Genomic DNA, 22,969 nt, shown 5'->3' with positions numbered 1-22,969 from the left:
GGAGTAGAGAGATGTCCGAAGTCATCGTGCTCGTCGACGTCGTCGACGGCAACGCCACCAAGCCCAGCCTCGAGCTCCTCACGATCGCCCGCAAGATCGGCGAGCCGTCGGCCGTCGTCTTCGGCGCCGACGTCCCGGCCTCGCTGGCCGAGCACGGCGCGGAGAAGGTCTACCAGCTCGACGACGCCGTCTACGGCGAGTACCTCGTCGGCCCCAAGGCCGAGGCGCTCACCAAGATCGTCACCGACGCCTCCGCCGCCGCGGTGCTCGTGCCCTCCACCACGGAGGGCAAGGAGATCGCGGCCCGTGTCGCGCTCAAGACCGAGTCGGGCCTCATCACCGACGCCGTCGACGTGACGGTCGACGGTGACACCGTGACCACGACGCAGTCGGTCTTCGCCGGCAACTTCACGGTCGACGCCCAGGTCACGAAGGGCATCCCGGTCATCGCCGTCAAGCCCAACTCCGTGGCCCCCGAGGCCGCCTCGGGCGCAGGCACCGTCGAGGCCGTGAGCGTCGACGTGTCGGACGCCGCCAAGGGCGCCAAGATCGTCTCCACCAAGGAGAAGGCCGCCTCGGGTCGTCCCGAGCTGACCGAGGCCGCCATCGTCGTCTCCGGCGGCCGTGGTACCGGCGGCGACTTCTCCGAGGTCGAGGCCTTCGCCGACACCCTCGGCGCGGCCGTGGGCGCCTCGCGCGCCGCCGTCGACTCCGGCTGGTACCCGCACAGCTTCCAGGTCGGCCAGACCGGCAAGACGGTCTCGCCGCAGCTGTACGTCGCCAACGGCATCTCCGGTGCCATCCAGCACCGCGCCGGCATGCAGACGTCGAAGACGATCGTCGCCGTCAACAAGGACGAGGAGGCGCCGATCTTCGAGCTCGTCGACTTCGGCGTCGTCGGCGACCTCAAGACGGTCCTGCCGCAGGCCACCGAGGCCGCGAAGTCGCGCAAGGGCTGATCACCACCCGCTCCACCACGAGGGGCCCCGGACCACACGGTCCGGGGCCCCTCGTGCGCGTCCATGGCCCGTGAGGGCCACGCATCATGGCCCATCCTGATCAGGTTGCAAGTTGGTGAAGTCCCCGCCGAGGCCTGTCGAAGGCCCGTCCGCCGGTGATAGCAATAGGGGCGCACGCGACTGCGTGCACCCATCTTCACAGGAGGAATCCATGCGTCTCTCCCGACGTACTCGCGTCGCGGGCGTAGCCCTGCTCGCCGCGGGCAGCCTCGTCCTGGCGGCCTGCGGCGGAGGCGGTGACGACTCCGGGTCCACCGACTCGGTGATCACCAACTTCAGCACCGAGCCCCAGAACCCGCTCGTCCCCACGTCGACGAACGAGACCGGCGGCGGCCGCGCCGTCGACCTGCTCTTCGCCGGTCTGGTCTCGTACCAGAAGGACGGCTCGAGCGTGAACGAGGTCGCGGAGTCGATCGAGTCCGACGACAACGTCACCTGGACCGTGAAGCTGAAGGACTGGAAGTTCTCCGACGGCACGCCGGTCACCGCGAAGTCGTTCGTCGACGCGTGGAACTACGGCGCGCTCAGCACCAACAAGCAGCTCAACAGCTACTTCTTCTACCCGATCAAGGGCTTCGACGCCGTCCAGGCCGAGAAGCCGACGGCCAAGACGCTCGAGGGCCTCAAGGTCGTCGACGACAAGACCTTCACGATCGAGCTCAACCAGGCCGAGGCCGACTTCCCGGCGCGTCTGGGCTACTCGGCGTTCTACCCGCTGCCCGAGTCCGCGTTCGAGGACATCAAGGCCTACGGCGAGGACCCGATCGGCAACGGCCCGTACAAGATGGACGGCAAGGGTGCCTGGGAGCACGACGTCCAGATCAAGCTCGTCCCGAACGAGGAGTACGACGGCGTCCGCAAGCCCAAGAACGGCGGCGTCACGCTGAAGTTCTTCACCAACCCGGACACGGCGTACACCGCCGTCCAGACCGGTGACCTCGACGTCCTCGACGCCGTGCCGCCGAGCGCGCTCTCGACGTTCCAGTCCGACAGCTCGGTCCAGGCCATCTCCGAGCCCGGCTCGGTCTTCGGCTCGGTCACCATCCCCGAGCGTCTGCCCGGCTTCGGCACCAACGACGAGGGCCGTCTGCGTCGTCAGGCGATCTCCAAGGCCATCAACCGCCCCGAGATCACCAAGAACATCTTCGACGACACCCGCACGCCGGCCGTGGACTTCTCCGCGCCCGTCATGCCGGGCTTCGACAAGGACATCCCGGGCAGCGACGTGCTGACCTTCGACGCCGACGAGGCCAAGAAGCTGTGGGCCCAGGCTGACGACATCGCCCCGTTCAAGGGCTCGTTCGTCATCGCCTACAACGGCGACGGCGCCGGCAACAAGGAGTGGGTCGACGCGATCGCCAACCAGCTCAAGAACAACCTCGGCATCGACGCCAAGGGTCAGGCCTACGCCACGTTCGACGAGCTGCGTTCCGACGTCACGAACCGCACGATCAAGACGGCCTTCCGCACCGGTTGGCAGCCTGACTACCCGTCGATCTTCAACTACCTGGCCCCGCTGTACCAGACCAAGGCCGGGTCCAACGACGGCGACTACTCCTCCAAGGAGTTCGACGACCTCATGACGAAGATCGCCGGCGAGCCCGACGAGGACAAGCGATACGAGCTGCAGTCGCAGGCCCAGGAGGTCCTCTTCAAGGACCTGCCGGCCATCCCGCTGTGGTACTCGAACGTGGCCGCCGCCGCCTCGAAGAACGTCGAGAACGTCGAGTTCAACTGGCAGAACCAGCCCGAGCTGCACCTCATCACCAAGAAGTAGCTCCGGCGCCCGCACGACCACCCGTGGGGCAACACCTCAGGTGTTGCCCCACAGGTGCGTCCGGGTCCCTCGGTGGTGCCTCGTGCCCCGGCGTATCGTCGGGGCGGGTCGCGGCACCGCCGCCCCCTTCAGACAAGGAGTCCTGCCCATGTGGTGGTACGTCGGTAAGCGTCTCCTCCAAGCGATCCCGGTGATCCTCGGAGCGACGTTCCTCATCTACATGATGGTGTTCCTGCGACCAGGCGATCCCATCGTCGCGCTGTTCGGCGACAAGCCCGTGCCCGAGGGCACCTACCAGGCGCTGCGCGAGCAGTACCACTTCGACCAGCCCAAGATCGTCCAGTGGCTGCTGTTCCTCAAGGGCGCGGTGACCCTCGACTTCGGCACGTCGTTCAGCGGCCAGCCGGTGATCGACCTCGTCCAGCGCGCGTTCCCCGTCACCATCAAGCTGGCGCTGATGGCCCTCGTCATCGAGGCCGTGCTCGGCGTGGCTGCCGGCTTCTACGCGGGCATGCGCCGCGGCAAGCTGTTCGACTCCACGATGCTCGTGGTGTCGCTGCTCGTCATCGCCGTGCCGATCTTCGTCTTCGGCTTCGTGCTCCAGCTGATCGTCGGGATCAAGCTCGGGGCGCTGCCGGCGCTCGTCAGCTCGCAGGCAACGTTCCGCGAGCTGCTGCTGCCGGCCATCGTGCTCGGGCTCGTGTCGTTCGCCTACGTGCTGCGCCTGACGCGCACGTCGGTGATCGAGAACCTCACCGCCGACCACGTGCGCACGGCCCGGGCGAAGGGTCTGCCCGACGGGCAGGTCAACCGCCGCCACGTGCTGCGCAACTCCCTCATCCCCGTCGTGACGTTCCTCGGCGCCGACCTGGGCGGCCTGATGGCCGGCGCGGTCGTGACCGAGGGCATCTTCAACGTCCCCGGCGTCGGCAACCTGGCCTTCGACGCCATCCGACGCGGCGAGACCCCGACCATCGTCTCGGTGGTCACCATCATGGTGCTCGTCTACGTGCTCACCAGCCTCGCCGTGGACCTGCTCTACGCCTGGCTCGACCCGAGGATCCGCTATGCCTGACGGCCGTCCGTCGAAGACCCGTCCCGGGCAGGAGCGCTACGTCGCCCGCCTGGAGGACACCCCGCTGCACGACGTCGGCGCCCTCGACACGACGGCCCCGCCGGAGAGCCAGTGGAAGGAGGCGTGGAAGCAGCTGCGCAAGAACCCGCTGTTCCTCATCTCCGCTGCGCTGATCCTGTTCCTGGCTGTGGTCATCGCATTCCCTGGTCTGTTCACGAGCAACGACCCGACCTTCTGCCGGACAGGCAAGAGCCTCCGACCCGCGGAACCCGGCTACCCTCTGGGGTTCGATCGTCAGGGCTGTGACGTCTACTCGCGCATGATCTACGGCGCGCGGGCCTCAGTCACCGTAGGCCTTCTGACGACTCTCATCGCCACGGCGCTGGGTCTGGTCGTCGGCGCAGTGGCAGGCTTCTACGGCCGGTGGATCGACTCGTTGCTCTCGCGGGTCGCGGACATCTTCTATGCGATCCCGCTGCTGCTGGCTTCCATCGTTCTGCTCTCGGCGCTCAACTCGTGGTTCCCGGACCGAGGGTTCTGGGCCTCTGTCCTGGCGATCGTGCTCGCACTGGCGCTCTTCGGCTGGCCCCAGGTGGCGCGTATCGCCCGCGGTGCCGTCATCGAGACCAAGCAGCAGGAGTTCGTCGACGCCGCACGTGCGCTCGGTGCCACGCCGCGGCGCAACCTGCTCCGTCACGTCGTGCCGAACTCGCTGGCCCCGGTGATCGTCACGGCGACCGTGTCGCTGGGCATCTTCATCGTGGCCGAGGCGACGCTGTCGTTCCTCGGCCTCGGGCTCCCGACCAGCATCGTGTCCTGGGGCAACGACATCTCCGCCGCCCAGAACCAGGTGCGTGCCGGGCAGCGGCTGGGCACCATGTTCTGGCCTGCCGGCGCGCTGGCGCTCACCGTGTTCAGCTTCATCCTCCTCGGCGACGCCGTGCGCGACGCCCTCGACCCGAAGGCCAAGAAGCGATGAGCCGCGACCTCAACCCCGACCAGCCGCTGCTGGAGGTCAAGGACCTCCACGTGGGCTTCGCGGCCGACAAGAAGACCGTGGTGCCCGCCGTCATCGGCGCGAACCTGACCGTCTACCCCGGCCAGACCGTCGCGATCGTGGGCGAGTCCGGCTCGGGCAAGTCCACGACGGCGCACGCCATCATCGACCTGCTGCCCGGCACCGGACGGATCACCGGTGGCCAGATCCTCTTCGAGGGCCAGGACATCGCGCACGCGAAGAAGTCCGACATCGTCGCCCTGCGCGGCTCGTCCATCGGCCTCGTGCCGCAGGACCCGATGTCGAACCTCAACCCGCTGTGGCGTGTGGGCACGCAGATCAAGGAGTCGCTCGAGGCCAACGGCGTCGCCAAGGGCAAGGCCGCCGACGCCCGCGTCGTCGAGCTGCTCGAGGAGGCCGGACTGCCCGACGCGGCCCGTCGGGCCCAGCAGTACCCGCACGAGTTCTCCGGCGGCATGCGCCAGCGTGCGCTCATCGCGATGGGCCTGGCCGCACGGCCGAAGCTGCTCATCGCCGACGAGCCCACGTCGGCGCTCGACGTGACGGTCCAGAAGCAGATCCTCGACCACCTCGACCGGCTCACCGACGAGCTGGGCTTCGCGGTCCTGCTCATCACCCACGACCTCGGCCTGGCGGCCGAGCGGGCCGACCACCTCGTGGTCATGTACCGCGGGCAGGTCGTGGAGTCCGGGCCGGCGCTGGAGATCCTGCAGGACCCCCAGCACCCGTACAGCAAGCGGCTCGTCAGCTCGGCACCGTCGCTCGCCTCGCAGCGGCTCTCGTCGGTGCAGGCCCGCGCCGAGGTCCGTGAGCAGGCCGTGCAGACGGCGGCCGAGATCGCGGCCGAGGTCGCGACGCACGACGACGAGCTGGGGGAGGGCCGCGGCACGATCATCGAGGCCAAGGACCTCACCAAGGTCTTCAAGATCCGCGGCAGCCGGCCGGGGCAGTCGACCGACTTCACGGCGGTCGACCAGGTCTCCTTCCAGCTCGAGCGCGGCACGACCACCGCGATCGTCGGCGAGTCGGGGTCGGGCAAGTCGACCGTGGCCCGCATGGTCCTCGGTCTGCTCGACGCGACCAGCGGCAGCGTCGAGTTCGACGGCGTCGACATCACCACCCTGCGCAAGAAGGAGCAGCAGCTCGCGCTGCGGCGCCAGATGCAGCCGGTGTTCCAGAACCCGTACGCCTCGCTGGACCCGATGTACTCCATCTACCGCTCCATCGAGGAGCCGCTGCGGCTGCACGGCGTCGGCACGGCCAAGGAGCGTGAGGCCAAGATCCGCGACCTGCTCGACAAGGTGTCGCTGCCGGCCTCGGTCATGACGCGCTACCCGAACGAGCTCTCGGGCGGCCAGCGCCAGCGCGTGGCGATCGCCCGCGCCCTCGCGCTCGACCCGGAGGTCGTCATCTGCGACGAGGCCGTCTCGGCGCTCGACGTGCTGGTGCAGGCGCAGATCCTGACGCTGCTGAACGAGCTGCAGAGCGAGCTGGGCCTGTCCTACCTGTTCATCACCCACGACCTCGCGGTCGTGCGGCAGATCGCCGACAACGTGCTGGTGATGCAGAACGGCAAGGTCGTCGAGCAGTCCACCGTGTCCGAGGTGTTCGAGAACCCCCGCGAGGACTACACGCGCATGCTCCTCGACGCCATCCCGGGCGGGTCGATCCCGCTCGGCGTGGTGGAGGCCGGCGACGACGTCTGACGGCACGTCCCGCGCCCGGGCGACCGGGCGCGGGGTGCGTCGATCCGGTTGACTCGTTCGAACATCTGTTCGATCATGGTGGGGTGTCCACCGCCCGTCCCGCCCTCGAGGTCGTCGCCGAGCTGCGGCGCGAGGTCGAGCGGATGCAGGGCGCTCCCGCCCGCCAGTCGGTGCCCACGCACGCGGCCCTCGAGGGTCTGCTGAGCCTGGAGACCGGAGGCGTGTACGGCGTCGACTCGGCCAGCCTGGCCCTGCTGCTCATGGCCGGTCCGTCCGCGGCCGGCACGTGGTGCGCCGTGGTCGGCGCACCCGACCTGGGGGTCGAGGCCGCGGTCGCGATGGGCGTCGACCCGCACCGCACGGTGCTGGTGCCCGACCCGCAGGACCGCTGGCTGGAGGTCACGGCCGCGCTCGTCGACGTCGTGGGCCTCGTGGTCGTCCGCCCGCCCACGGCGGTCGGCGAGGGCGACGCCGCCCGCCTCGGGGCCCGGCTGCGCAAGCAGGGCTGCGTGCTCGTCCCGTGGGGCGACTGGCCGCGCTGCGACGCCCGGCTCACCCTCGAGGCCGCCCGCTGGGCGGGTCCAGGCGCCGGCGACGGACACCTGCGCTCGCGGGAGGTCACGGTCGCGGTCCGCCGCGGCACGGCGCCGAGCCGCGCCCGGGACCTCCTGCTGCCCGCGGCCGACCTCACCGTGCAGCGGGCCCGTCCCGACGCCGCACCCGCGCGTCGGCGCGAGCCCGCGATCGTGCGGAGCGCCGGATGAGGACCCTCGTGGTGTGGTGTCCCGACTGGCCGGTGCGGGCCGCCCTGCCCGACCTGCCGCGCGACGAGCCCGGTGCCGTGCTCGAGGGCGGTCAGGTGCTGGCGTGCAACCACGCTGCACGGGTCGAGGGCGTGCGTCGGGGCATGCGTCGTCGCGACGCCCAGGCGCGGTGCCCCGAGCTGCACCTGGCCGACCACCGTCCCGACGTCGAGGCGCGCTCGTTCGAGGAGGTGCTGCTCGGCGTCGAGGAGCTCAGCCCCGCGGTCACGCCGTTGCGTCCCGGGCTGTGTGCGCTGCCCGTGCCGGCTCGCTTCTACGGCGGGGAGGAGCAGGCGGCCGCCGTCGTCGCGGAGCGGGTCGTCTCGCTCGCGGTGTGGGACGTGCGGCTCGGCGTCGCCGACACCCTGTTCGCCGCGGAGCAGGCCGCCCGCCGGGCCGCGCCGCAGGACGTCCACGTCGTCGAGCCCGGTACCGACGCCGCCTTCCTGGCCCCGCTCCCCGTCGAGGTGCTCGAGTCGCCCGACGTGGTCAGCCTGCTGCGCCGCATGGGCCTGACCACCCTCGCGCACCTGGCGGCGCTGCGCCCCTCCGACGTCCACACCCGGTTCGGGGCGCACGGCGCCCTGCTGCACCGGCTCGCCTCGGGGCAGGACCCTCGGCTGCTCGCCCGCCGCGAGGTGCCGCCCGAGCTGAGCGGCGTCCTCACGCTCGAGCCGCCGGTCTCCCGGGCCGAGACCGTCGCGTTCAGCCTGCGCTCGGTCGCCGAGCGGTTCGTCGCCCGCCTGGCCGAGCGCGGTGTCGTGTGCACCGCCCTCGGGATCGAGGTCGAGGTCGACGGCGTCGTCGCCTCCACCCGCCGCTGGGCGCACCCGCGCTGGTTCGGTGCCGTCGACGTCGTCGACCGGGTGCGCTGGCAGCTGCAGGGCACGGTGCTGCCCGGACCGGTCGGGGGAGTGCGGCTGGTGCCCGAGACGGTCGCGCCGGTGGGCGAGCACGCGCCGGTGCTGTTCGGGGCCGGCACCCGGGCTGCCGACGACGAGCGCGTCGAGCGGGGGATCGCCCGGGTGCAGGGTCTGGTCGGGCACGACGGTGTGCTCGCGGCCCAGGTGCAGGGCGGTCGGGCGCCGGCCGCCCGCCGTCTGCTGACGACGTGGGGCGAGCAGGCGCAGCCGGCCCGGGCGGTCGGTGCCCCGTGGCCCGGGTCGGTGCCGCCGCCCGCACCGGCCACCGTGTACGCCGCCCCGCGACCGGCCCAGGTCGTCGGACCGGGCGACCGGGTGGTCGGCGTCGACGGCCGCGGAGGGATCAGCTGCGAGCCGGTGCGGTTCCGCGCCACGGGCGACGAGCAGTGGCGTCCCGTCGCGTCGTGGGCCGGTCCCTGGCCCGTCGACGAGCTCTGGTGGGACGAGGCCGCGGCGCGTCGGGTGGCCCGCTTCCAGGTGGTCGGCGTCGACGGGACCGCCTGGCTCATGGTCGTCGAGAACGGCACCTGGTGGACCGAGGCCCGCTATGACTGACCGCCTCACGCCCACCCTCCCCGCTGAGCGTGACGTTCGCGGGGCCGCGAGCGCGTCCGCACCCCGCAAACGTCACGCTCAGCGGGGGAGGGGGAGGCGCTGATGGGCTGGAACAACCCCGACGTCACCTGGCGCGAGCTGGAGGCGCGGCTCTCCGGACGTCCGGCGCACGCACTCCCGCAGGACCGGCGTGCCGACCGCGACGGCGGGACGACCCTGCCGCCCGATCCCGTCGACGGTCGGTTGCCCGGCTCTGCCGATGGTCGGTTGCCCGGCTCTGCCGATGGTCGGTTGCCCGACGGGGGCGACGGGCCGGCGTTCAGTCGCAAGCGACCGCGCTACGCACGTCCCACCGACGAGCCCGGTGCGTCGACGAGCGCGCCGACCGTCCCGTACGCCGAGCTGCACTGCCACAGCGACTTCAGCTTCCTCGACGGTGCCAGCGCACCCGAGGTCCTGGTCGAGCAGGCCGTTGACCTCGGGCTGGAGGCGTTGGCCCTGACCGACCACGACGGCTTCTACGGCGTGGCCCGCTTCGCCGAGGCGGCGCAGGAGCTGGGCCTGCCCACGGTGTTCGGCGCGGAGCTGTCGCTCGGTCTCACGGCGCCGCAGCAAGGGGTGCCCGACCCCGAGGGCAGCCACCTGCTCGTGCTCGCCCGTGGCGTGGAGGGCTACCACCGACTGGCCTCCGCCATCACCGAGGCGCAGCTGGCCGGCGACGAGAAGGGGCGACCGGTCTACGACCTCGAGCGGCTCGCCGAGCAGGGTCGCGGGCACTGGCACGTGCTCACCGGCTGCCGCAAGGGCTTCGTGCGCCAGGCGCTCGCCACCGGCGGACCGGCCGACGCGTCCCGCGCGCTGCGCCGCCTGGTCGACCTGTTCGGTGCCGACGCAGTCGACGTCGAGCTCACCCACCACGGCGGTCCGACCGACTCCACCGTGAACGACGCCCTGGCGGCGCTGGCCGCCCAGCACCACCTGCCCGTGGTGGCCACCGGCAACGTGCACGCGGCGACCCCCGGACGCACCCGCCTGGCCCAGGCGATGGCAGCCGTCCGCGCCCGACGCAGCCTGACCGACATGGACGGCTGGCTGGCGGCGTCGGGCCAGGCCTACCTGCGCTCGGGTGCGGAGATGCAGGCGCGCTTCGGCCGGTACCCCGGTGCGGTGGCGCGCTCGGTCGACGTCGCCCGGGCCGCGGCGTTCGACCTGCGTCGGGCGGCGCCGCGGCTGCCCCAGACCAAGGTGCCCGCCGGGTACACGCCGATGGAGTACCTGCGCGAGCTGGTGCGCCAGGGTGCCGACGACCTCTACGCGCACGACCGCGACCGCGCCGAGGAGCGGCTGCAGCGTGAGCTGGCCGTCATCGAGGCGAAGGGCTTCTGCGGCTACTTCCTCATCGTCCACGACATCGTCGCCGAGGCGCGGCGTCGCGGGATCCTGTGCCAGGGTCGCGGATCGGCCGCGAACTCCGCGGTCTGCTACGCCCTGCGCATCACGGCGGTCGACTCGATGCTCTACGACCTGCCGTTCGAGCGCTTCCTGGCCGCCACCCGCGACGAGGAGCCCGACATCGACGTCGACTTCGACGCCGACCGTCGGGAGGAGATCATCCAGTGGGTCTACGACCAGTTCGGCCGGCGCAACGCCGCCCAGGTGGCGAACGTCATCAGCTACCAGCCCCGCTCGGCCGTCCGCGACGTCGCCAAGGCGCTGGGCTACTCGGTGGGTCAGCAGGACGCGTGGAGCAAGGGCATCGAGTCGTGGCGGGCCGTCGAGACGGCCGAGGACCACCCGTTGCCGCCGCTGGTGCGCGAGCTCGCCGAGCAGCTGCTGAAGACGCCTCGCCACCTGGGCATCCACTCCGGTGGCATGGTGCTCACCGAGCGACCAGTCGGTGAGGTGGTGCCGATCGAGCGTGCCCGCATGGAGAGGCGCACGGTGCTGCAGTGGGACAAGGACGACTGCGCGTGGATGGGCCTGGTCAAGTTCGACCTGCTCGGCCTCGGGATGCTCGGGGCGATCCAGCACACGTTCGACCTGCTGGCCGAGCACACGGGGGAGCGGTGGGACCTCGCGTCGATCCCGAAGGAGGAGGGCGGAGTCTTCGACATGCTGTGCCTGGCGGACTCGGTGGGCGTGTTCCAGGTCGAGAGCCGGGCCCAGATCGGCACCCTGCCGCGTCTGCGGCCGCGCTCGTACTACGACCTCGTCATCGAGATCGCCCTCATCCGCCCGGGTCCCATCCAGGGCGGGGCGGTGCACCCGTACATCCGTCGCCGGCTGGGCAAGGAGCCGGTCGACCACATCCACCCGCTGCTGAAGCCGGTGCTGGAGCGCACGATGGGCGTACCGCTGTTCCAGGAGCAGCTCATGCAGATCGCGATGACGGTGGGCGACTGCACGGGTGACGACGCCGACCTGCTGCGGCGGGCGATGGGCTCCAAGCGGGGGACGGAGCGGATCGAGCGCCTGCGCGAGACCCTGTACGCCGGCATGCAGCGTCACGGCATCACGGGGGAGACCGCCGACGGGATCTACGAGCGGATCCAGGCGTTCGCGAACTTCGGGTTCGCCGAGAGCCACGCGCTCAGCTTCGGGCTGCTGGTGTACGCGAGCAGCTGGCTGAAGCTGCACGCCCCGGCCGCGTTCCTGGCGGCGCTGCTGCGCTCGCAGCCGATGGGCTTCTACTCCCCGCAGTCGCTCACCGCCGACGCCCGCCGGCACGGGGTGGAGGTCCGTCGACCCTGCATCGCCCGCTCCCAGGTCCACGCCGACCTGGAGCTCCTCGTCCCGGGTCAAGGGGCCGGCACCCCGACCGGGCTCGACACCTGCACCCACCGTGAGCAGCCCCCGACGGGCGACTTCGACGACACGCAGGCCCGTGACGTGCTGCAGGCCCGGCTGGCCGAGCACCGGCGCGACGGCCACCACGCGGTGCGGCTGGGGCTCACGGAGGTGCAGGGCATCGGGCAGGCCGACGCCGAGCGGGTCGTGGCGGCCCGGGCGGAGCGTGCGTTCACCGACATGGCCGACGTGGTGCGCCGCACGCGGTTGTCGGTGGCGCAGATGGAGGCCCTGGCCACGGCAGGGGCGTTCGACGTGTTCGGCCTCAGCCGACGCCAGGCGCTGTGGAACGCGGGCTACACCGACGCGCCCGACCTGCTGGAGGGCACGGCCGTGCAGGCGCCGCCGCCGATGCTGCCGGGCATGAGCGACGTCGAGCTGACCACGGCCGACCTGTGGGCCACGCGCATCTCACCCACCGACCACCCGTTCGTGCACCTGCGTCCCCTGCTGGTGCGCGAGGACGTCCGCGCGGTGCAGGAGTGCGCGTCGCTCGGCACGGGTCGGCGGATCCGGGTGGCCGGGCTCATCACCCACAAGCAGCGTCCGTACACGGCGTCGGGCGTCACGTTCCTCAACCTGGAGGACGAGACGGGCATGCTCAACGTGGTCGTGTTCGCCGATGTCTGGGCGCAGCACCGTCGGGTGCTGCAGAATGCGGCCGGCGTGGTCGTGCGCGGGGTCGTCGAGAACGTCGAGGGTGCGACGAACCTGCGCGCGGAGCGGATCGAGCGGATCGAGTCGCTGTACCCCGAGACGGCGGCGGCGATCGGCAGGCACCGCTCGCGCGACTTCCGGTGAGCGTCAGAAGTAGTCGTGCACCGTCACCGGGCCGCGGGTGAACAGCAGGTCCCAGGTGACGTCGTCGGCGGTGTCGCCCTCGACGTGCCCGAGGGACCTCAGCGTGGCCGACGTCGCGGCGCCCGCGAACGTGAGCGCCAGGCCGCCGCGGGTGAACGTGCGGCAGCCGGTCGTCGTGCCCGTGGGCTCGACGTGCCCCGAGCCGTCGGCGACCGCAAGGGTGAGGGAGCGCCCGTCGACCGAGAACGGGAGGCGGGTGTCGATGCCGGGGTGCACGCGCGGCAGGGCCAGGGCGGCCGGGTCGAGCACCGCCAGCGCGTAGGGGGCCGACGAGACCGTCTCCGGGTGCGCCGTGCGCAGCAGGTGCTGCCACGGCGGCACGCCGCTGGTGCGGATCCGGACGGTCGGCGTGACCGACGCGAACGTCGACAGCAGGCTCAGCAGGGAGCGCAAAGCGTCGGCGTCGTCGGCCATCAGCTGCCCGACCACCAGCTCGCCCTCGGCGCCGTACCCGCGACCGCGGTCCCACGACACGTAGCCGACGACCTCGCCCTCGCGCTCGGCGACGCTCACGCCGCTGACGCGCAGGGTCGGCGACTCCGTGAAGAGTGGTCCGGTGCGGGCGAGCGGTCCGTTCTCGCGGGCTGCCGCGCGGTCGTGGACGGCGCGGATCGCGTCGTCGTCGGCCGAGGTGGCCCGCCGCACGGGGGTGCTGCCGCCCACGGCGAGCGCGTGGGTCGGCAGCCGCACGTCGTCGAGCGAGGAGACGGTCTCGAACCCGAACCGCCGGTAGAGCGCCGGCGCGGTGGCGTACAGCGTCGAGACGAGCGCGCCACGTTCCCGGGCCTCGGCCAGCATGGCCGTGAACAGCGGACGGAGCAGACCGGCTCCGCGGTGCTCGGGCGCGACCGTGACCCCGCCGATCCCCGCGGTCGGTACGCGGACGCCGCCGAACCACGACGCATACTCGCGGTCCAGCGCCGTCGCGACGATGCGCCCGCCGACCTCCGCACCCCACCAGCGCTTGCCGTCGACGATCAGGGGGACGGGGGGCTCCGGCGGGTCGAAGGCGCCGAACGCCTCGGTGAACTGGCGTCGCATGACGTCCTCGTCGGCCTCGGTCAGGCGGCGGATCTGCATGGCCCCCATCCTGGCCGGTGCCCGAGGAGTGAGATGCGCCGCACTTCGAGTTGAGCCGACCAGAAGGTGGGGTTAAGGTCAGGTCAACCCGAAGGGAGCAGCGATGCGCACCGACGTCGAGACCGACACCGGCCAGGTCAGCCTGGCGGTGTCCACGGTCATCTTCGCGCTGCGCCCGCACCCCACGACGGGCCGTACGACCCTGTGGCTGCCGCTCGTGCGCCGCATCCGCGAGCCGTACGAGGGGCGTTGGGCCCTCCCGGGCGGGCCGCTGCGCCCCGACGAGGACCTCGCGGCCTCGGCACGCCACACGCTCGAGCGCACCACCGGCCTCGCGCCGCGACACCTCGAGCAGCTGTACTCCTTCGGCGCGGTCGACCGCTCGCCCGAGGACCGGGTGGTCTCGATCGTCTACTGGGCGCTGGTCCGACCTGACGAGGACGCCCGTGCCACCGACGGCGAGAACGTCGAGTGGTTCGTCGCCGACGACGTCCGCGGGCTCGCCTTCGACCACGACGCGATCCTCCACTACGCCCTCGCGCGACTGCGGGCCAAGATCACGTACTCGCCGATCGCCTTCGCCTTCGTCACGCCCGAGTTCACGCTGGCCGACCTGCGCGCCGTGCACGAGGCCGTGCTCGACCGCTCGCTCGACCCCGCCAACTTCCGCCGCCAGGTCCTGGCGAGCGGGACCGTCACCCCCACCGGCTCCTACCTCACCGGCACGAGCCACCGTCCGCCCGCGCTGTACCGGCGCGCGGCTCTCCCCGAGGAGATCCGATGACCAGCACCCTGTCCACCGGTCCCGTCCCCACCGGGTCCGTCCACGACGTCGTCACCGCACGGCCCGGCGACACGTGCGACGCCGAGCTGGCCGAGGGCCCCTGGCTCTTCGACCTCGTGCCCGGCTACGGACCCGGGGCGTCCGAGGACGACGTCGTCCCCGAGCCGGTGGTACGTCCCGGCCAGCTGCCCGTCGCCTACCAGCGGATGGACGACGCCGACCTGCACGAGCGGATCCGCGCGGCGAAGGAGGCGCTCGGCGACCGGCTCGTCGTGCTCGGGCACTTCTACCAGCGCGACGAGGTCGTGCAGCACGCCGACTTCGTGGGCGACTCCTTCCAGCTCGCCAACGCGGCGCTCACCCGTCCCGACGCCGAGACCATCGTCTTCTGCGGCGTGCACTTCATGGCCGAGACCGCCGACATCCTCGCGCGGCCGGAGCAGCACGTGATCCTGCCCAACCTGGCCGCGGGCTGCTCCATGGCCGACATGGCCGACGAGGAGTCGGTGGAGACCGCGTGGGAGGAGCTCGAGCGCGTCTACGCCGACCCCGTCACGGGCATGGGTCCCGACGCCGGTGGCAAGGTGCCCGTCCTGCCGGTCACCTACATGAACTCCTCGGCCGCCCTCAAGGCGTTCTGCGGTCGCCACGGCGGCATCGTCTGCACGTCGTCCAACGCCGCCACGGTGCTGGAGTGGGCGTTCGAGCGGGCACACCGGGTGCTCTTCTTCCCCGACCAGCACCTCGGTCGCAACACGGCCAAGGCCCTGGGCGTGCCGCTGGACCGCATGCCGATGTGGAACCCGCGCAAGCCGCTCGGCGGCAACACCGAGGAGCAGCTGCAGGACGCGCAGGTGCTGCTGTGGCACGGCTTCTGCTCGGTGCACAAGCGGTTCACCGTCGCGCAGATCGAGCAGGCGCGCGCGGAGCACCCCGGCGTCAAGGTGGTCGTGCACCCCGAGTGCCCGATGCCGGTCGTGGACGCCGCCGACGCCGCCGGGTCGACCGACCTCATCCGCACGTACGTGGCGGCCAGCCAGCCGGGCGACGTCATCGCCATCGGCACCGAGGTCAACCTGGTGAACCGGCTCGCGGCCGAGCACCCCGACCGCACGATCTTCTGCCTCGACCCCGTCGTGTGCCCCTGCTCGACGATGTACCGGATCCACCCGGGCTACCTCGCCTGGGTGCTCGACGGCCTGCTGGAGGGCGAGGTCCGCAACGAGATCGTCGTGCCCGACGACGTCGCGCGTGACGCGAAGGTCGCCCTGGAGCGGATGCTCGCCGCGCGACCGAAGGACGCCTCCCCGGTCGCCGTCTCCGGGAGGGGTGCCTGAGGTGAGGCACGTGGTCGTCGTCGGCAGCGGCGTCGCCGGACTCACCGCGGCGCTGGAGGCGGCAGCCCGACCCGGGGTACGGGTCACGCTGCTCACGAAGGCCGACCTCGTCACCAGCAACACCAGCTGGGCGCAGGGAGGCGTGGCGGTGGTCACCGACCCCGCTGACAGCGTCGCGTCGCACGTCGCCGACACGGTGGCCGCCGGCGCGGGGCTCTCGGACGAGGACGCCGTGCAGGTGCTCTGCTCCGCGGGTCCCGACGCGGTCGCCGCCCTCGTGCGGCGTGGGGTGCGCTTCGACGTGCACCACGGCGAGCTGGCCCGAGGACTGGAGGCCGCCCACTCCCACGGGCGCATCCTGCACGCCGGTGGCGACGCGACGGGCGCCGCCATCTCCGACGCCCTGGTCGAGCGGGTGCGCGCGAGCGACGTCGAGGTGCGCGAGCGGACGATGGCGGTCGACCTCGTGGTCCACGACGGCGTGGTCCGGGGCGTCGTCCTCCTCGACGGCACGGTGCTGCACGGCGACCAGGTGGTGCTCGCCACCGGGGGAGCGGGCCAGCTCTACCCGTACACGACCAACCCCGCCGTGGCCACGGGCGACGGCCTGGCGATGGCACTGCGGGCGGGGGCGGTCGCCGCCGACCTCGAGCTCTACCAGTTCCACCCCACCGCCCTCGCGGTGCCGGGGAGCCCGCTCGTGTCCGAGGCCGTGCGGGGCGAGGGTGCCGTGCTGCGCGCCGCGGACGGCCACCGGTTCATGCTCGACGTCCACCCCGACGCCGAGCTCGCCCCTCGCGACGTCGTGGCGCGGGGCATCGCGGAGCAGATGGCTCGTCAAGGCGGCGCCCCCGTCCTGCTCGACGCGACCGCGCTCGGGGCCGACTTCCTCGCCCGCCGCTTCCCGACCATCGACGCGTCGGTGCGCTCGTTCCGGCTCGACTGGGGGCGCGAGCCGGTCCCGGTCGCCCCGGCGGCGCACTACTTCATGGGCGGGATCCGCACCGACCTGTGGGGACGCACGTCGCTGCCGGGGCTGCTGGCCGTCGGCGAGGTCGCCTGCAACGGTCTGCACGGAGCCAACCGGCTCGCGTCCAACTCGCTGCTCGAGGGAGCGGTGTACGGACGGCGGGTGGTCGAGGCCGCGGTGGCCGCGCCGCGTGCGGCCGACGACGTCGACGAGAGCTGGGCGGCACCCGTCCTCGTGCCTCCCGCGGACACCGACGACCCGTTGCCGCTCACCCGGACCGACCTCCAGCGGCTGCTGTGGGACACGGCGGGGCTGCGACGTGACGAGGTCGGGCTGCGGCACGCGGTCGAGACCCTGCAGCGGGTCGACACGAGCGTGCCCGCGGGGAGTGACGTGAAGGCGGTCGAGGACGCCAACCTGCGCACCGTCGCGCGGGCGCTGGTCGTCTCGGCGCTGGAGCGTCGGGAGTCACGCGGTGGCCACTTCCGCACCGACGCTCCCACCCCCGGGCCGGTGGCCCGGCACAGCGCCGTGGTCCTGTCCCGGACCGCCCTTCCGCGTCGGGTCGCAGCGACGGCGGGTGCCTCGTGCTGACCCGGCGCGAGGTGCGCCGCGTCGTCGACCTCGCCCTCGACGAGGACGCACCGTCCGGCGACCTCACGTCCGAGGTGTTCGTGCCGGAGACCGCCGTCGCGCGAGCCTCGGTCGTGGCGCGCGAGGCCGGCGTCATGGCCGGTGGTGACGTGGTCGTCGAGACGTTCGCCGCGGTCGACCCGGCGGTCGTGGTCGAGGTCCTGCGCGCCGACGCGGAACCGTTCGCCGCGGGCGACGTCCTCGCCACCGTCGAGGGCCCGGCGCGGGCCGTGCTGCGCGGCGAGCGCGTGGCCCTCAACCTCGTCCAGCGGCTGTGCGGGATCGCGACCCTGACGGCCCGGTACGTCGAGGCGGTCGAGGGCACGGGCGTACGGATCGTCGACACCCGCAAGACGACGCCCGGGCTGAGGGCGCTGGAGCGGCACGCCGTCCGGTGCGGCGGCGGACGCAACCACCGCTTCTCGCTCTCCGACGCCGTGATGGCGAAGGACAACCACCTGGCGCTCGTCGACGACGTGACCGCCGCGATCCGTCAGGCGCGCGATCAGCTGCCCCACACCACCCACGTCGAGGTCGAGGTCGACCGGCTCGACCAGGTGGAGGCCGTGCTGGCCGGCGGCGTCGACACGATCATGCTCGACAACTTCACGCCCGACGACCTGCGGACGGGGGTCGCGCTCGTCGCGGGCCGCGCGATCGTCGAGGCGAGCGGTGGCATCACGCTCGAGACCGTCGGCGACGTGGCGCGCACCGGCGTCGACGTGATCAGCATCGGCGCCCTGACCCACTCCGTCCGCGCGCTCGACCTCGGGCTCGACGTCGAGGTCGGCGGGGCCGGAGGTGCCGACGCAGGGGCGACGGGACCGGCCGAGTGATCTACCTCGACGAGGCGGCGACCACGCCGTTGCGCCGCGACGTGCTCGCCGCCATGGGTCCCTACCTGGGGCCGGCGTTCGGGAACCCGTCGAGCCACCACGAGATCGGCGACGCCGCCCGCGCCGGGCTCGAGCAGGCGCGGGCCGACGTCGCGGAGGCTCTCGGTGCGCGCCCTGGCGAGGTCACGTTCACCTCCGGGGGCACCGAGGCGGCCAACACGGCCCTCAAGGGCATCGCGCTCGCCCAGCCGCGGGGGCGCCACGTCGTCGTGAGCGCCGTCGAGCACCCGGCGGTCCTGGAGTCGGCTCGCTGGCTCGGCCGCATCGGGTACGACGTCACCGAGCTGGCAGTCGACGGCGACGGGCTCGTCGACCCGGACGACCTGGCTGCGGTCCTGCGTGACGACACGACCGTGGTGAGCGTGCAGCACGCCAGCAACGAGGTGGGCACCGTCCAGCCGGTCGCCGCGCTGGCGGAGGTGGCGGCGCGGCACGAGGTGCCGTTCCACACCGACGCGGTCCAGTCGGCGGCCTGGCCCGACCACGACGGACTGACGCTCGACGTCGGAGCGCTGGGCATTCAGGCGCTCAGCCTGTCCGCGCACAAGCTCGGCGGACCCAAGGGCGTCGGCCTGCTGTGGGTGCGTCGAGGGGTGCGCGTCGAGCCGCTCGTGCACGGCGGCGGCCAGCAGGGCGGCCGACGCTCCGGCACCGAGGACGTCGCGGGTGCGGTCGGTCTCGCGGCTGCGTTGCGGCTCACGCGCTCGGCCGGCACGTCGGCGGCGGAGGTGGCGGCGCGGCGTGACCGCTTCGTCGCGGCGGTGCTGGAGTCGGTCCCGGGCGCCGCACTGACGGGTCACCCCGTGCGTCGTCTCCCGGGGCACGCGTCCTTCGTGCTCCCCGGACGGTCGGGGGAGTCGGTGCTGCTCGACCTCGAGCGCCGCGGCGTCGTCTGCTCCAGCGGGTCTGCCTGCCACGCCGGCAGCGACGAGCCGAGCCACGTCCTCGTGGCGATGGGAGTGCCGGGAGAGGTGGCGCAGACGGCGGTGCGTTTCACCTTCGGGCGCTCGGTGACCGACGAGCAGCTCGCCGACGCGGCTCAGGCGCTGGCCGACGTCTGCGGCCGGTGAGCGCGACGCCTCGGCCAGCGCGCGACGACGCGGTGGTGCGCCGGTCTACCCTGGTGACGTCATGACGTCCGAGAACAGCGCGCCGGCTCCCGTGGTCTACCTCGACCACGCAGCCACCACGCCGATGCACCCCGAGGCGGCCCAGGTGCTCACCGAGCAGCTGGCGCGCACGGGCAACGCCTCGAGCCTGCACGCCTCGGGCCGCGCTGCGCGGCGGGTGGTGGAGGAGTCGCGCGAGGTGATCGCGGAGTGCCTCGGCGCCCGCCCGTCGGAGGTCGTGTTCACCTCCGGGGGCACGGAGGCGAACAACCTGGCGATCAAGGGCCTGTACTGGGCCCGGCGTGACGCCGACCCCGCCCGCGACCGCGTGCTGTTCAGCTCCATCGAGCACCACGCCCTGCTCGACCCCGTCACGTGGCTGGCGGCCCACGAGGGTGCCCGCATCGACACGACCCCCGTCGACCGGCAGGGACGCGTCGTCGTGGAGCGGCTGCGCGAGCAGATCGAGGCCGACCCGGCGTCGGTGGCGGTGGTCACCACGATGTGGGCCAACAACGAGATGGGGACCGTGCAGCCGGTCGACGACGTCGTCGCGCTGGCGAGGGAGCACGCGATCCCGGTGCACAGCGACGCCGTGCAGGCCGCCGGCTACCTCCCGCTCGACTTCGCGGCCTCCGGGCTCGACGCGATGACGGTCACCGCGCACAAGCTGGGCGGGCCCGTCGGGGTGGGCGCGCTGCTGGTGCGCCGCGAGGTGGCTCCCGTGCCGCTCGTCCACGGCGGCGGGCAGGAGCGCGACCTGCGCTCCGGGACCGTCGGGGTGGCGCTGATCGCCGCGTTCGCGCGGGCGCTCGAGATCACCGTCGAGCGGCAGGCCCAGGTCTCCGCGCGGATCGAGCGTCTCCGGCAGCGGCTGGTCACCGGTCTGCTGCGGGCCGTCCCCGACGCCGTCGTCAACGGCGACCCCGAGCCCGGTCCGCAGCACCGGCTCCCGAACATCGCCCACGTGACGTTCCCGGGCTGCGAGGGCGACGCCATGCTCATGCTGCTCGACGCCCAGGGCATCGAGGTGTCCACGGGCTCGGCCTGCCAGGCGGGCGTGCCGCAGCCCAGCCACGTGCTCCTCGCCATGGGCTACGACGACGCCGCCGCCCGCGGGTCGCTGCGACTGAGCCTGGGCCACACCAGCACCGAGGCCGACGTCGACCGGCTGCTCGCCGCCCTCCCGCAGGTGCGCGAGCGCGCCGTCACGGCCTCCCTCGTCAGGGGACGCTGATGGCACGGCTCGTCGCCGCCATGTCGGGCGGTGTCGACTCCGCCGTCGCCGCGGCCCGGGCGGTCGAGGCCGGGCACGACGTCACCGGCGTGCACCTCGCCCTCAGCCGCAACCCGCGGTCGTACCGCTCCGGCGCGCGGGGCTGCTGCTCCATCGAGGACGCCGGCGACGCCCGTCGCGCCGCCGACGTGCTCGGCATCCCGTTCTACGTCTGGGACATGAGCACCGAGTTCGCCGACGAGGTGGTCGACGACTTCGTCGCGGAGTACGCGGCCGGCCGCACCCCGAACCCGTGCCTGCGCTGCAACGAGAAGATCAAGTTCGCCGCCGTGCTCGACCGCGCGCTCGCCCTGGGCTTCGACGGCGTCGTCACCGGCCACTACGCCCTCCTCGAGACCGGGGCGGGCGGTGACGTCGAGCTCCACCGGGCCCAGGACGCGGGCAAGGACCAGAGCTACGTGCTGGGCGTGCTCACGCAGGAGCAGCTCCGGCACTCGCACTTCCCGCTCGGCGGCTCGGTCAAGACCGACGTGCGCGCCGAGGCCGCCCGCCGCGACCTGCAGGTGGCCACCAAGCCCGACAGCCACGACATCTGCTTCGTCGCCGACGGCGACAACGCCGGGTGGCTCGCCGAGCGGCTCGGCCCCCGCCCCGGGACCATCGTCGACGAGGACGGCACCGTCCTGCGCGAGCACGACGGCGCCTACGCCTACACGATCGGCCAGCGCCGGGGCCTGCGGCTGGGCGTCCCGGCCGACGACGGCAAGCCGCGCTTCGTGCTCGACATCGAGCCGGTGTCGGGCACGGTGACGGTGGGCCCGCGCGAGCGCCTCCTCGTCGACGTGCTGGAGGCCGACCGGCCCCTGTGGTGCGGTCCGGCCCCGGACGGTCCGCTCGAGTGCACCGTGCAGCTGCGCGCCCACGGCGCCGAGCACCGGGCGGTCGTCGAGGTCGACGGCGACCTCGTCCGGGTGCGGCTGCACGACCCCGCCGAGGGCATCGCCCCCGGCCAGGCCGTCGTCGTGTACGTCGGCACCCGCGTGGTCGGCTCCGCCACCATCACGGCCACGTCGCGCGTCGAGGTCGGCGTCGGGGACGGCAGGTGAGGGCCACCGGCATCGGCTCCCTGCCCGGTGAGGACTACGCCGAGAGCGCCGCGATGGTGCTTGGCACGCTCGACGACCTCGTCTTCGTGCCCGAGCTGCCGGCGCGTGGCGTCGCCGCCCAGATGGTCGGCAGGTCGCTCGCCGTGCTCGACGGCCTGGGCGCCGACCTCCAGCCCGCCGGATGGCGTCTGCTCGACGCCTCGGGCGTCGACCACCGCCGAGCCCGCTCCCTGCTCGCGCAGGACCTCGACGTCCTCGAGGAGGTCGCCCAGGACCGGGAGGGCACCGTGAAGCAGCAGGTCGCCGGACCGTGGACGTTGGCGGCGACCGTCGAGCTCCAGCGGGGCGAGAAGGTCCTGTCCGACCACGGGGCACGACGCGACCTCGCGCACGCGCTCGCGTCGGGGGTGGCCGACCACGTGGCGTCGCTGCGTCGACGCTTCCCGCGCTCGCCGCTCGTGCTGCAGGTCGACGAGCCGGCCCTGCCGGCGGTGCTGGCGGCGCAGGTACCGACGTCGTCGGGCTTCGGCCGCTACCGCACCGTCGACCTGCCCGAGGCCGACGCCCTGCTGCGGCTCGTCGTCGACGCCGTCCGCGACGCCGGAGCCACACCCGTGGTGCACTGCTGTGCGCCCGCGGTCCCCGTCTCCCTCCTGCACGGCGTCGGCTTCGACGCGATCGCGTTCGACCTCGGCCTGGTCGAGGCGGCCACCGGCGGGGGTGCGGATGCCTGGGCCGAGGCCTTCGAGGCAGGGACGGACCTCTGGGTCGGGGCGCTGCCGTCGACCGACGTCGCGTTCGACCCGGCCGCGTCCCGACGTCGGATCGAGGACTGGACCGGACGGCTCGGGTTCGGCGAGGACGCCTGGCACGACCGCGTCGTGGTCACGCCCGCCTGCGGTCTCGCGGGCGCGTCGCCCGCCTTCGCCCGCCGCGTGCTCGCGGAGGCCGTGGGACTGGCGCGCTGAGGTGCGCTAGACGATCTCGTCAGGGTCGGGCCGCGACCCGAGACGCACCACGGCGATGCCGACCACCACGGCGACCCCGCACGCGAGGTCGGCGGCGAGCCCGTCGAGGACGAAGAACCCGACGAGCCCCGCCACGACGAGCAGGGCTCCGAGGACGATCGGGACGAGGCGTCGGGGGCTCATGCGTCCACCGTGTCAGGGCGCTGCCGACGTCGCACCCGCGGCGCGTCCGTCGGCTCGTCGACGAGGGGTGGACGTCGGAGGT

At 72.9% G+C, this 22,969-nt stretch carries 18 protein-coding genes; 16 read left to right on the top strand and 2 right to left on the bottom strand.

Features of this window, described 5'->3' with window-relative positions; translation table 11 throughout:
• Positions 1-11 precede the first annotated feature (11 nt).
• From QE370_RS15785 to QE370_RS15750, 8 genes are all read left to right on the top strand, one after another.
• The gene (locus tag QE370_RS15785) at positions 12-959 is read left to right on the top strand and encodes an electron transfer flavoprotein subunit alpha/FixB family protein (RefSeq protein ID WP_253027030.1); all 948 of its coding nucleotides are present in this window, start codon (positions 12-14) and stop codon (positions 957-959) included.
• Between the two features lie 211 nt (positions 960-1,170).
• The gene (locus tag QE370_RS15780) at positions 1,171-2,796 is read left to right on the top strand and encodes an ABC transporter substrate-binding protein (protein ID WP_253027029.1); all 1,626 of its coding nucleotides are present in this window, start codon (positions 1,171-1,173) and stop codon (positions 2,794-2,796) included.
• A 148-nt stretch (positions 2,797-2,944) separates the two neighbouring features.
• Complete coding sequence (locus QE370_RS15775; RefSeq protein ID WP_253027028.1) at positions 2,945-3,871, top strand: ABC transporter permease; 927 nt, start codon at positions 2,945-2,947, stop codon at positions 3,869-3,871.
• Entirely contained in the window at positions 3,864-4,850 is a 987-nt protein-coding gene (locus tag QE370_RS15770; RefSeq protein WP_253027027.1) for an ABC transporter permease, read from the top strand. The genes QE370_RS15775 and QE370_RS15770 overlap by 8 nt, the downstream gene beginning before the upstream one ends.
• On the top strand, positions 4,847-6,595 hold the full coding sequence (locus QE370_RS15765) for an ABC transporter ATP-binding protein (RefSeq protein ID WP_309634927.1): 1,749 nt from the start codon (positions 4,847-4,849) through the stop codon (positions 6,593-6,595). The genes QE370_RS15770 and QE370_RS15765 overlap by 4 nt, the downstream gene beginning before the upstream one ends.
• 83 nt (positions 6,596-6,678) lie before the next feature.
• The gene (locus QE370_RS15760; protein ID WP_309634926.1) at positions 6,679-7,359 is read left to right on the top strand and encodes a hypothetical protein; all 681 of its coding nucleotides are present in this window, start codon (positions 6,679-6,681) and stop codon (positions 7,357-7,359) included.
• Positions 7,356-8,876 carry a DNA polymerase Y family protein gene (locus QE370_RS15755; RefSeq protein WP_309634925.1) on the top strand — a complete coding sequence of 507 codons (1,521 nt, stop codon included), beginning with the start codon at positions 7,356-7,358 and terminating at the stop codon, positions 8,874-8,876. Before QE370_RS15760 ends, QE370_RS15755 begins: the two co-directional genes overlap by 4 nt.
• A gap of 102 nt (positions 8,877-8,978) precedes the next feature.
• Positions 8,979-12,524, top strand: coding sequence for an error-prone DNA polymerase (locus tag QE370_RS15750; protein WP_309634924.1), 3,546 nt, complete (start codon positions 8,979-8,981; stop codon positions 12,522-12,524).
• 3 nt (positions 12,525-12,527) lie between these two features.
• Here the strand turns inward: QE370_RS15750 and eis are convergent, their stop codons facing one another.
• Positions 12,528-13,664: a GNAT family N-acetyltransferase gene (gene eis / locus QE370_RS15745; RefSeq protein WP_309634923.1), complete on the bottom strand. Its 1,137-nt coding sequence runs from the start codon at positions 13,662-13,664 to the stop codon at positions 12,528-12,530.
• A gap of 103 nt (positions 13,665-13,767) precedes the next feature.
• Between eis and QE370_RS15740 the strand changes: the two genes are divergently transcribed.
• The 8 genes from QE370_RS15740 (at position 13,768) to QE370_RS15705 (ending at position 22,704) form a co-directional block, all read left to right on the top strand.
• Positions 13,768-14,448, top strand: a complete 681-nt coding sequence (locus QE370_RS15740) for an NrtR DNA-binding winged helix domain-containing protein (protein ID WP_253024877.1) — start codon at positions 13,768-13,770, stop codon at positions 14,446-14,448.
• Positions 14,445-15,785, top strand: coding sequence for a quinolinate synthase NadA (nadA, locus tag QE370_RS15735; protein ID WP_309634922.1), 1,341 nt, complete (start codon positions 14,445-14,447; stop codon positions 15,783-15,785). The genes QE370_RS15740 and nadA overlap by 4 nt, the downstream gene beginning before the upstream one ends.
• Before the next feature lies 1 nt (position 15,786).
• Positions 15,787-17,349, top strand: coding sequence for an L-aspartate oxidase (nadB, locus tag QE370_RS15730; RefSeq protein ID WP_309634921.1), 1,563 nt, complete (start codon positions 15,787-15,789; stop codon positions 17,347-17,349).
• Entirely contained in the window at positions 17,343-18,224 is an 882-nt protein-coding gene (nadC, locus tag QE370_RS15725; protein WP_309634920.1) for a carboxylating nicotinate-nucleotide diphosphorylase, read from the top strand. Before nadB ends, nadC begins: the two co-directional genes overlap by 7 nt.
• A complete protein-coding gene (locus tag QE370_RS15720) occupies positions 18,221-19,354 on the top strand; it encodes a cysteine desulfurase family protein (RefSeq protein WP_309634919.1) in 1,134 nt (377 codons plus the stop codon). Before nadC ends, QE370_RS15720 begins: the two co-directional genes overlap by 4 nt.
• Before the next feature lie 61 nt (positions 19,355-19,415).
• Positions 19,416-20,630 (top strand): cysteine desulfurase family protein, encoded by a 1,215-nt coding sequence (locus QE370_RS15715; RefSeq protein WP_309634918.1) that lies wholly within the window; start codon positions 19,416-19,418, stop codon positions 20,628-20,630.
• Positions 20,630-21,736: a tRNA 2-thiouridine(34) synthase MnmA gene (mnmA, locus tag QE370_RS15710; RefSeq protein ID WP_253024883.1), complete on the top strand. Its 1,107-nt coding sequence runs from the start codon at positions 20,630-20,632 to the stop codon at positions 21,734-21,736. Before QE370_RS15715 ends, mnmA begins: the two co-directional genes overlap by 1 nt.
• The gene (locus QE370_RS15705) at positions 21,733-22,704 is read left to right on the top strand and encodes a methionine synthase (RefSeq protein ID WP_253024884.1); all 972 of its coding nucleotides are present in this window, start codon (positions 21,733-21,735) and stop codon (positions 22,702-22,704) included. Before mnmA ends, QE370_RS15705 begins: the two co-directional genes overlap by 4 nt.
• A gap of 6 nt (positions 22,705-22,710) precedes the next feature.
• Here QE370_RS15705 and QE370_RS15700 read toward each other — a convergent pair whose 3' ends face one another.
• Positions 22,711-22,887 (bottom strand): hypothetical protein, encoded by a 177-nt coding sequence (locus QE370_RS15700; RefSeq protein WP_158509191.1) that lies wholly within the window; start codon positions 22,885-22,887, stop codon positions 22,711-22,713.
• Between the last annotated feature and the right edge of the window lie 82 nt (positions 22,888-22,969).

This window comes from Aeromicrobium sp. SORGH_AS_0981, from assembly GCF_031453195.1.
Taxonomy (GTDB): Bacteria; Actinomycetota; Actinomycetes; order Propionibacteriales; family Nocardioidaceae; genus Aeromicrobium.
The sequence above is the reverse complement of the archived record's forward strand: the minus strand, read 5'-3'. Positions and strand labels throughout refer to the sequence as shown.

Coding starts and splice junctions, on each gene's coding strand:
- QE370_RS15785 (WP_253027030.1), top strand. CDS start 12: ATGTCCGAAGTCATCGTGCTCGTCGACGTCGTCGACGGCAACGCCACC.
- QE370_RS15780 (WP_253027029.1), top strand. CDS start 1,171: ATGCGTCTCTCCCGACGTACTCGCGTCGCGGGCGTAGCCCTGCTCGCC.
- QE370_RS15775 (WP_253027028.1), top strand. CDS start 2,945: ATGTGGTGGTACGTCGGTAAGCGTCTCCTCCAAGCGATCCCGGTGATC.
- QE370_RS15770 (WP_253027027.1), top strand. CDS start 3,864: ATGCCTGACGGCCGTCCGTCGAAGACCCGTCCCGGGCAGGAGCGCTAC.
- QE370_RS15765 (WP_309634927.1), top strand. CDS start 4,847: ATGAGCCGCGACCTCAACCCCGACCAGCCGCTGCTGGAGGTCAAGGAC.
- QE370_RS15755 (WP_309634925.1), top strand. CDS start 7,356: ATGAGGACCCTCGTGGTGTGGTGTCCCGACTGGCCGGTGCGGGCCGCC.
- QE370_RS15750 (WP_309634924.1), top strand. CDS start 8,979: ATGGGCTGGAACAACCCCGACGTCACCTGGCGCGAGCTGGAGGCGCGG.
- eis (WP_309634923.1), bottom strand. CDS start 13,664: ATGCAGATCCGCCGCCTGACCGAGGCCGACGAGGACGTCATGCGACGC.
- QE370_RS15740 (WP_253024877.1), top strand. CDS start 13,768: ATGCGCACCGACGTCGAGACCGACACCGGCCAGGTCAGCCTGGCGGTG.
- nadA (WP_309634922.1), top strand. CDS start 14,445: ATGACCAGCACCCTGTCCACCGGTCCCGTCCCCACCGGGTCCGTCCAC.
- QE370_RS15715 (WP_309634918.1), top strand. CDS start 19,416: ATGACGTCCGAGAACAGCGCGCCGGCTCCCGTGGTCTACCTCGACCAC.
- mnmA (WP_253024883.1), top strand. CDS start 20,630: ATGGCACGGCTCGTCGCCGCCATGTCGGGCGGTGTCGACTCCGCCGTC.
- QE370_RS15700 (WP_158509191.1), bottom strand. CDS start 22,887: ATGAGCCCCCGACGCCTCGTCCCGATCGTCCTCGGAGCCCTGCTCGTC.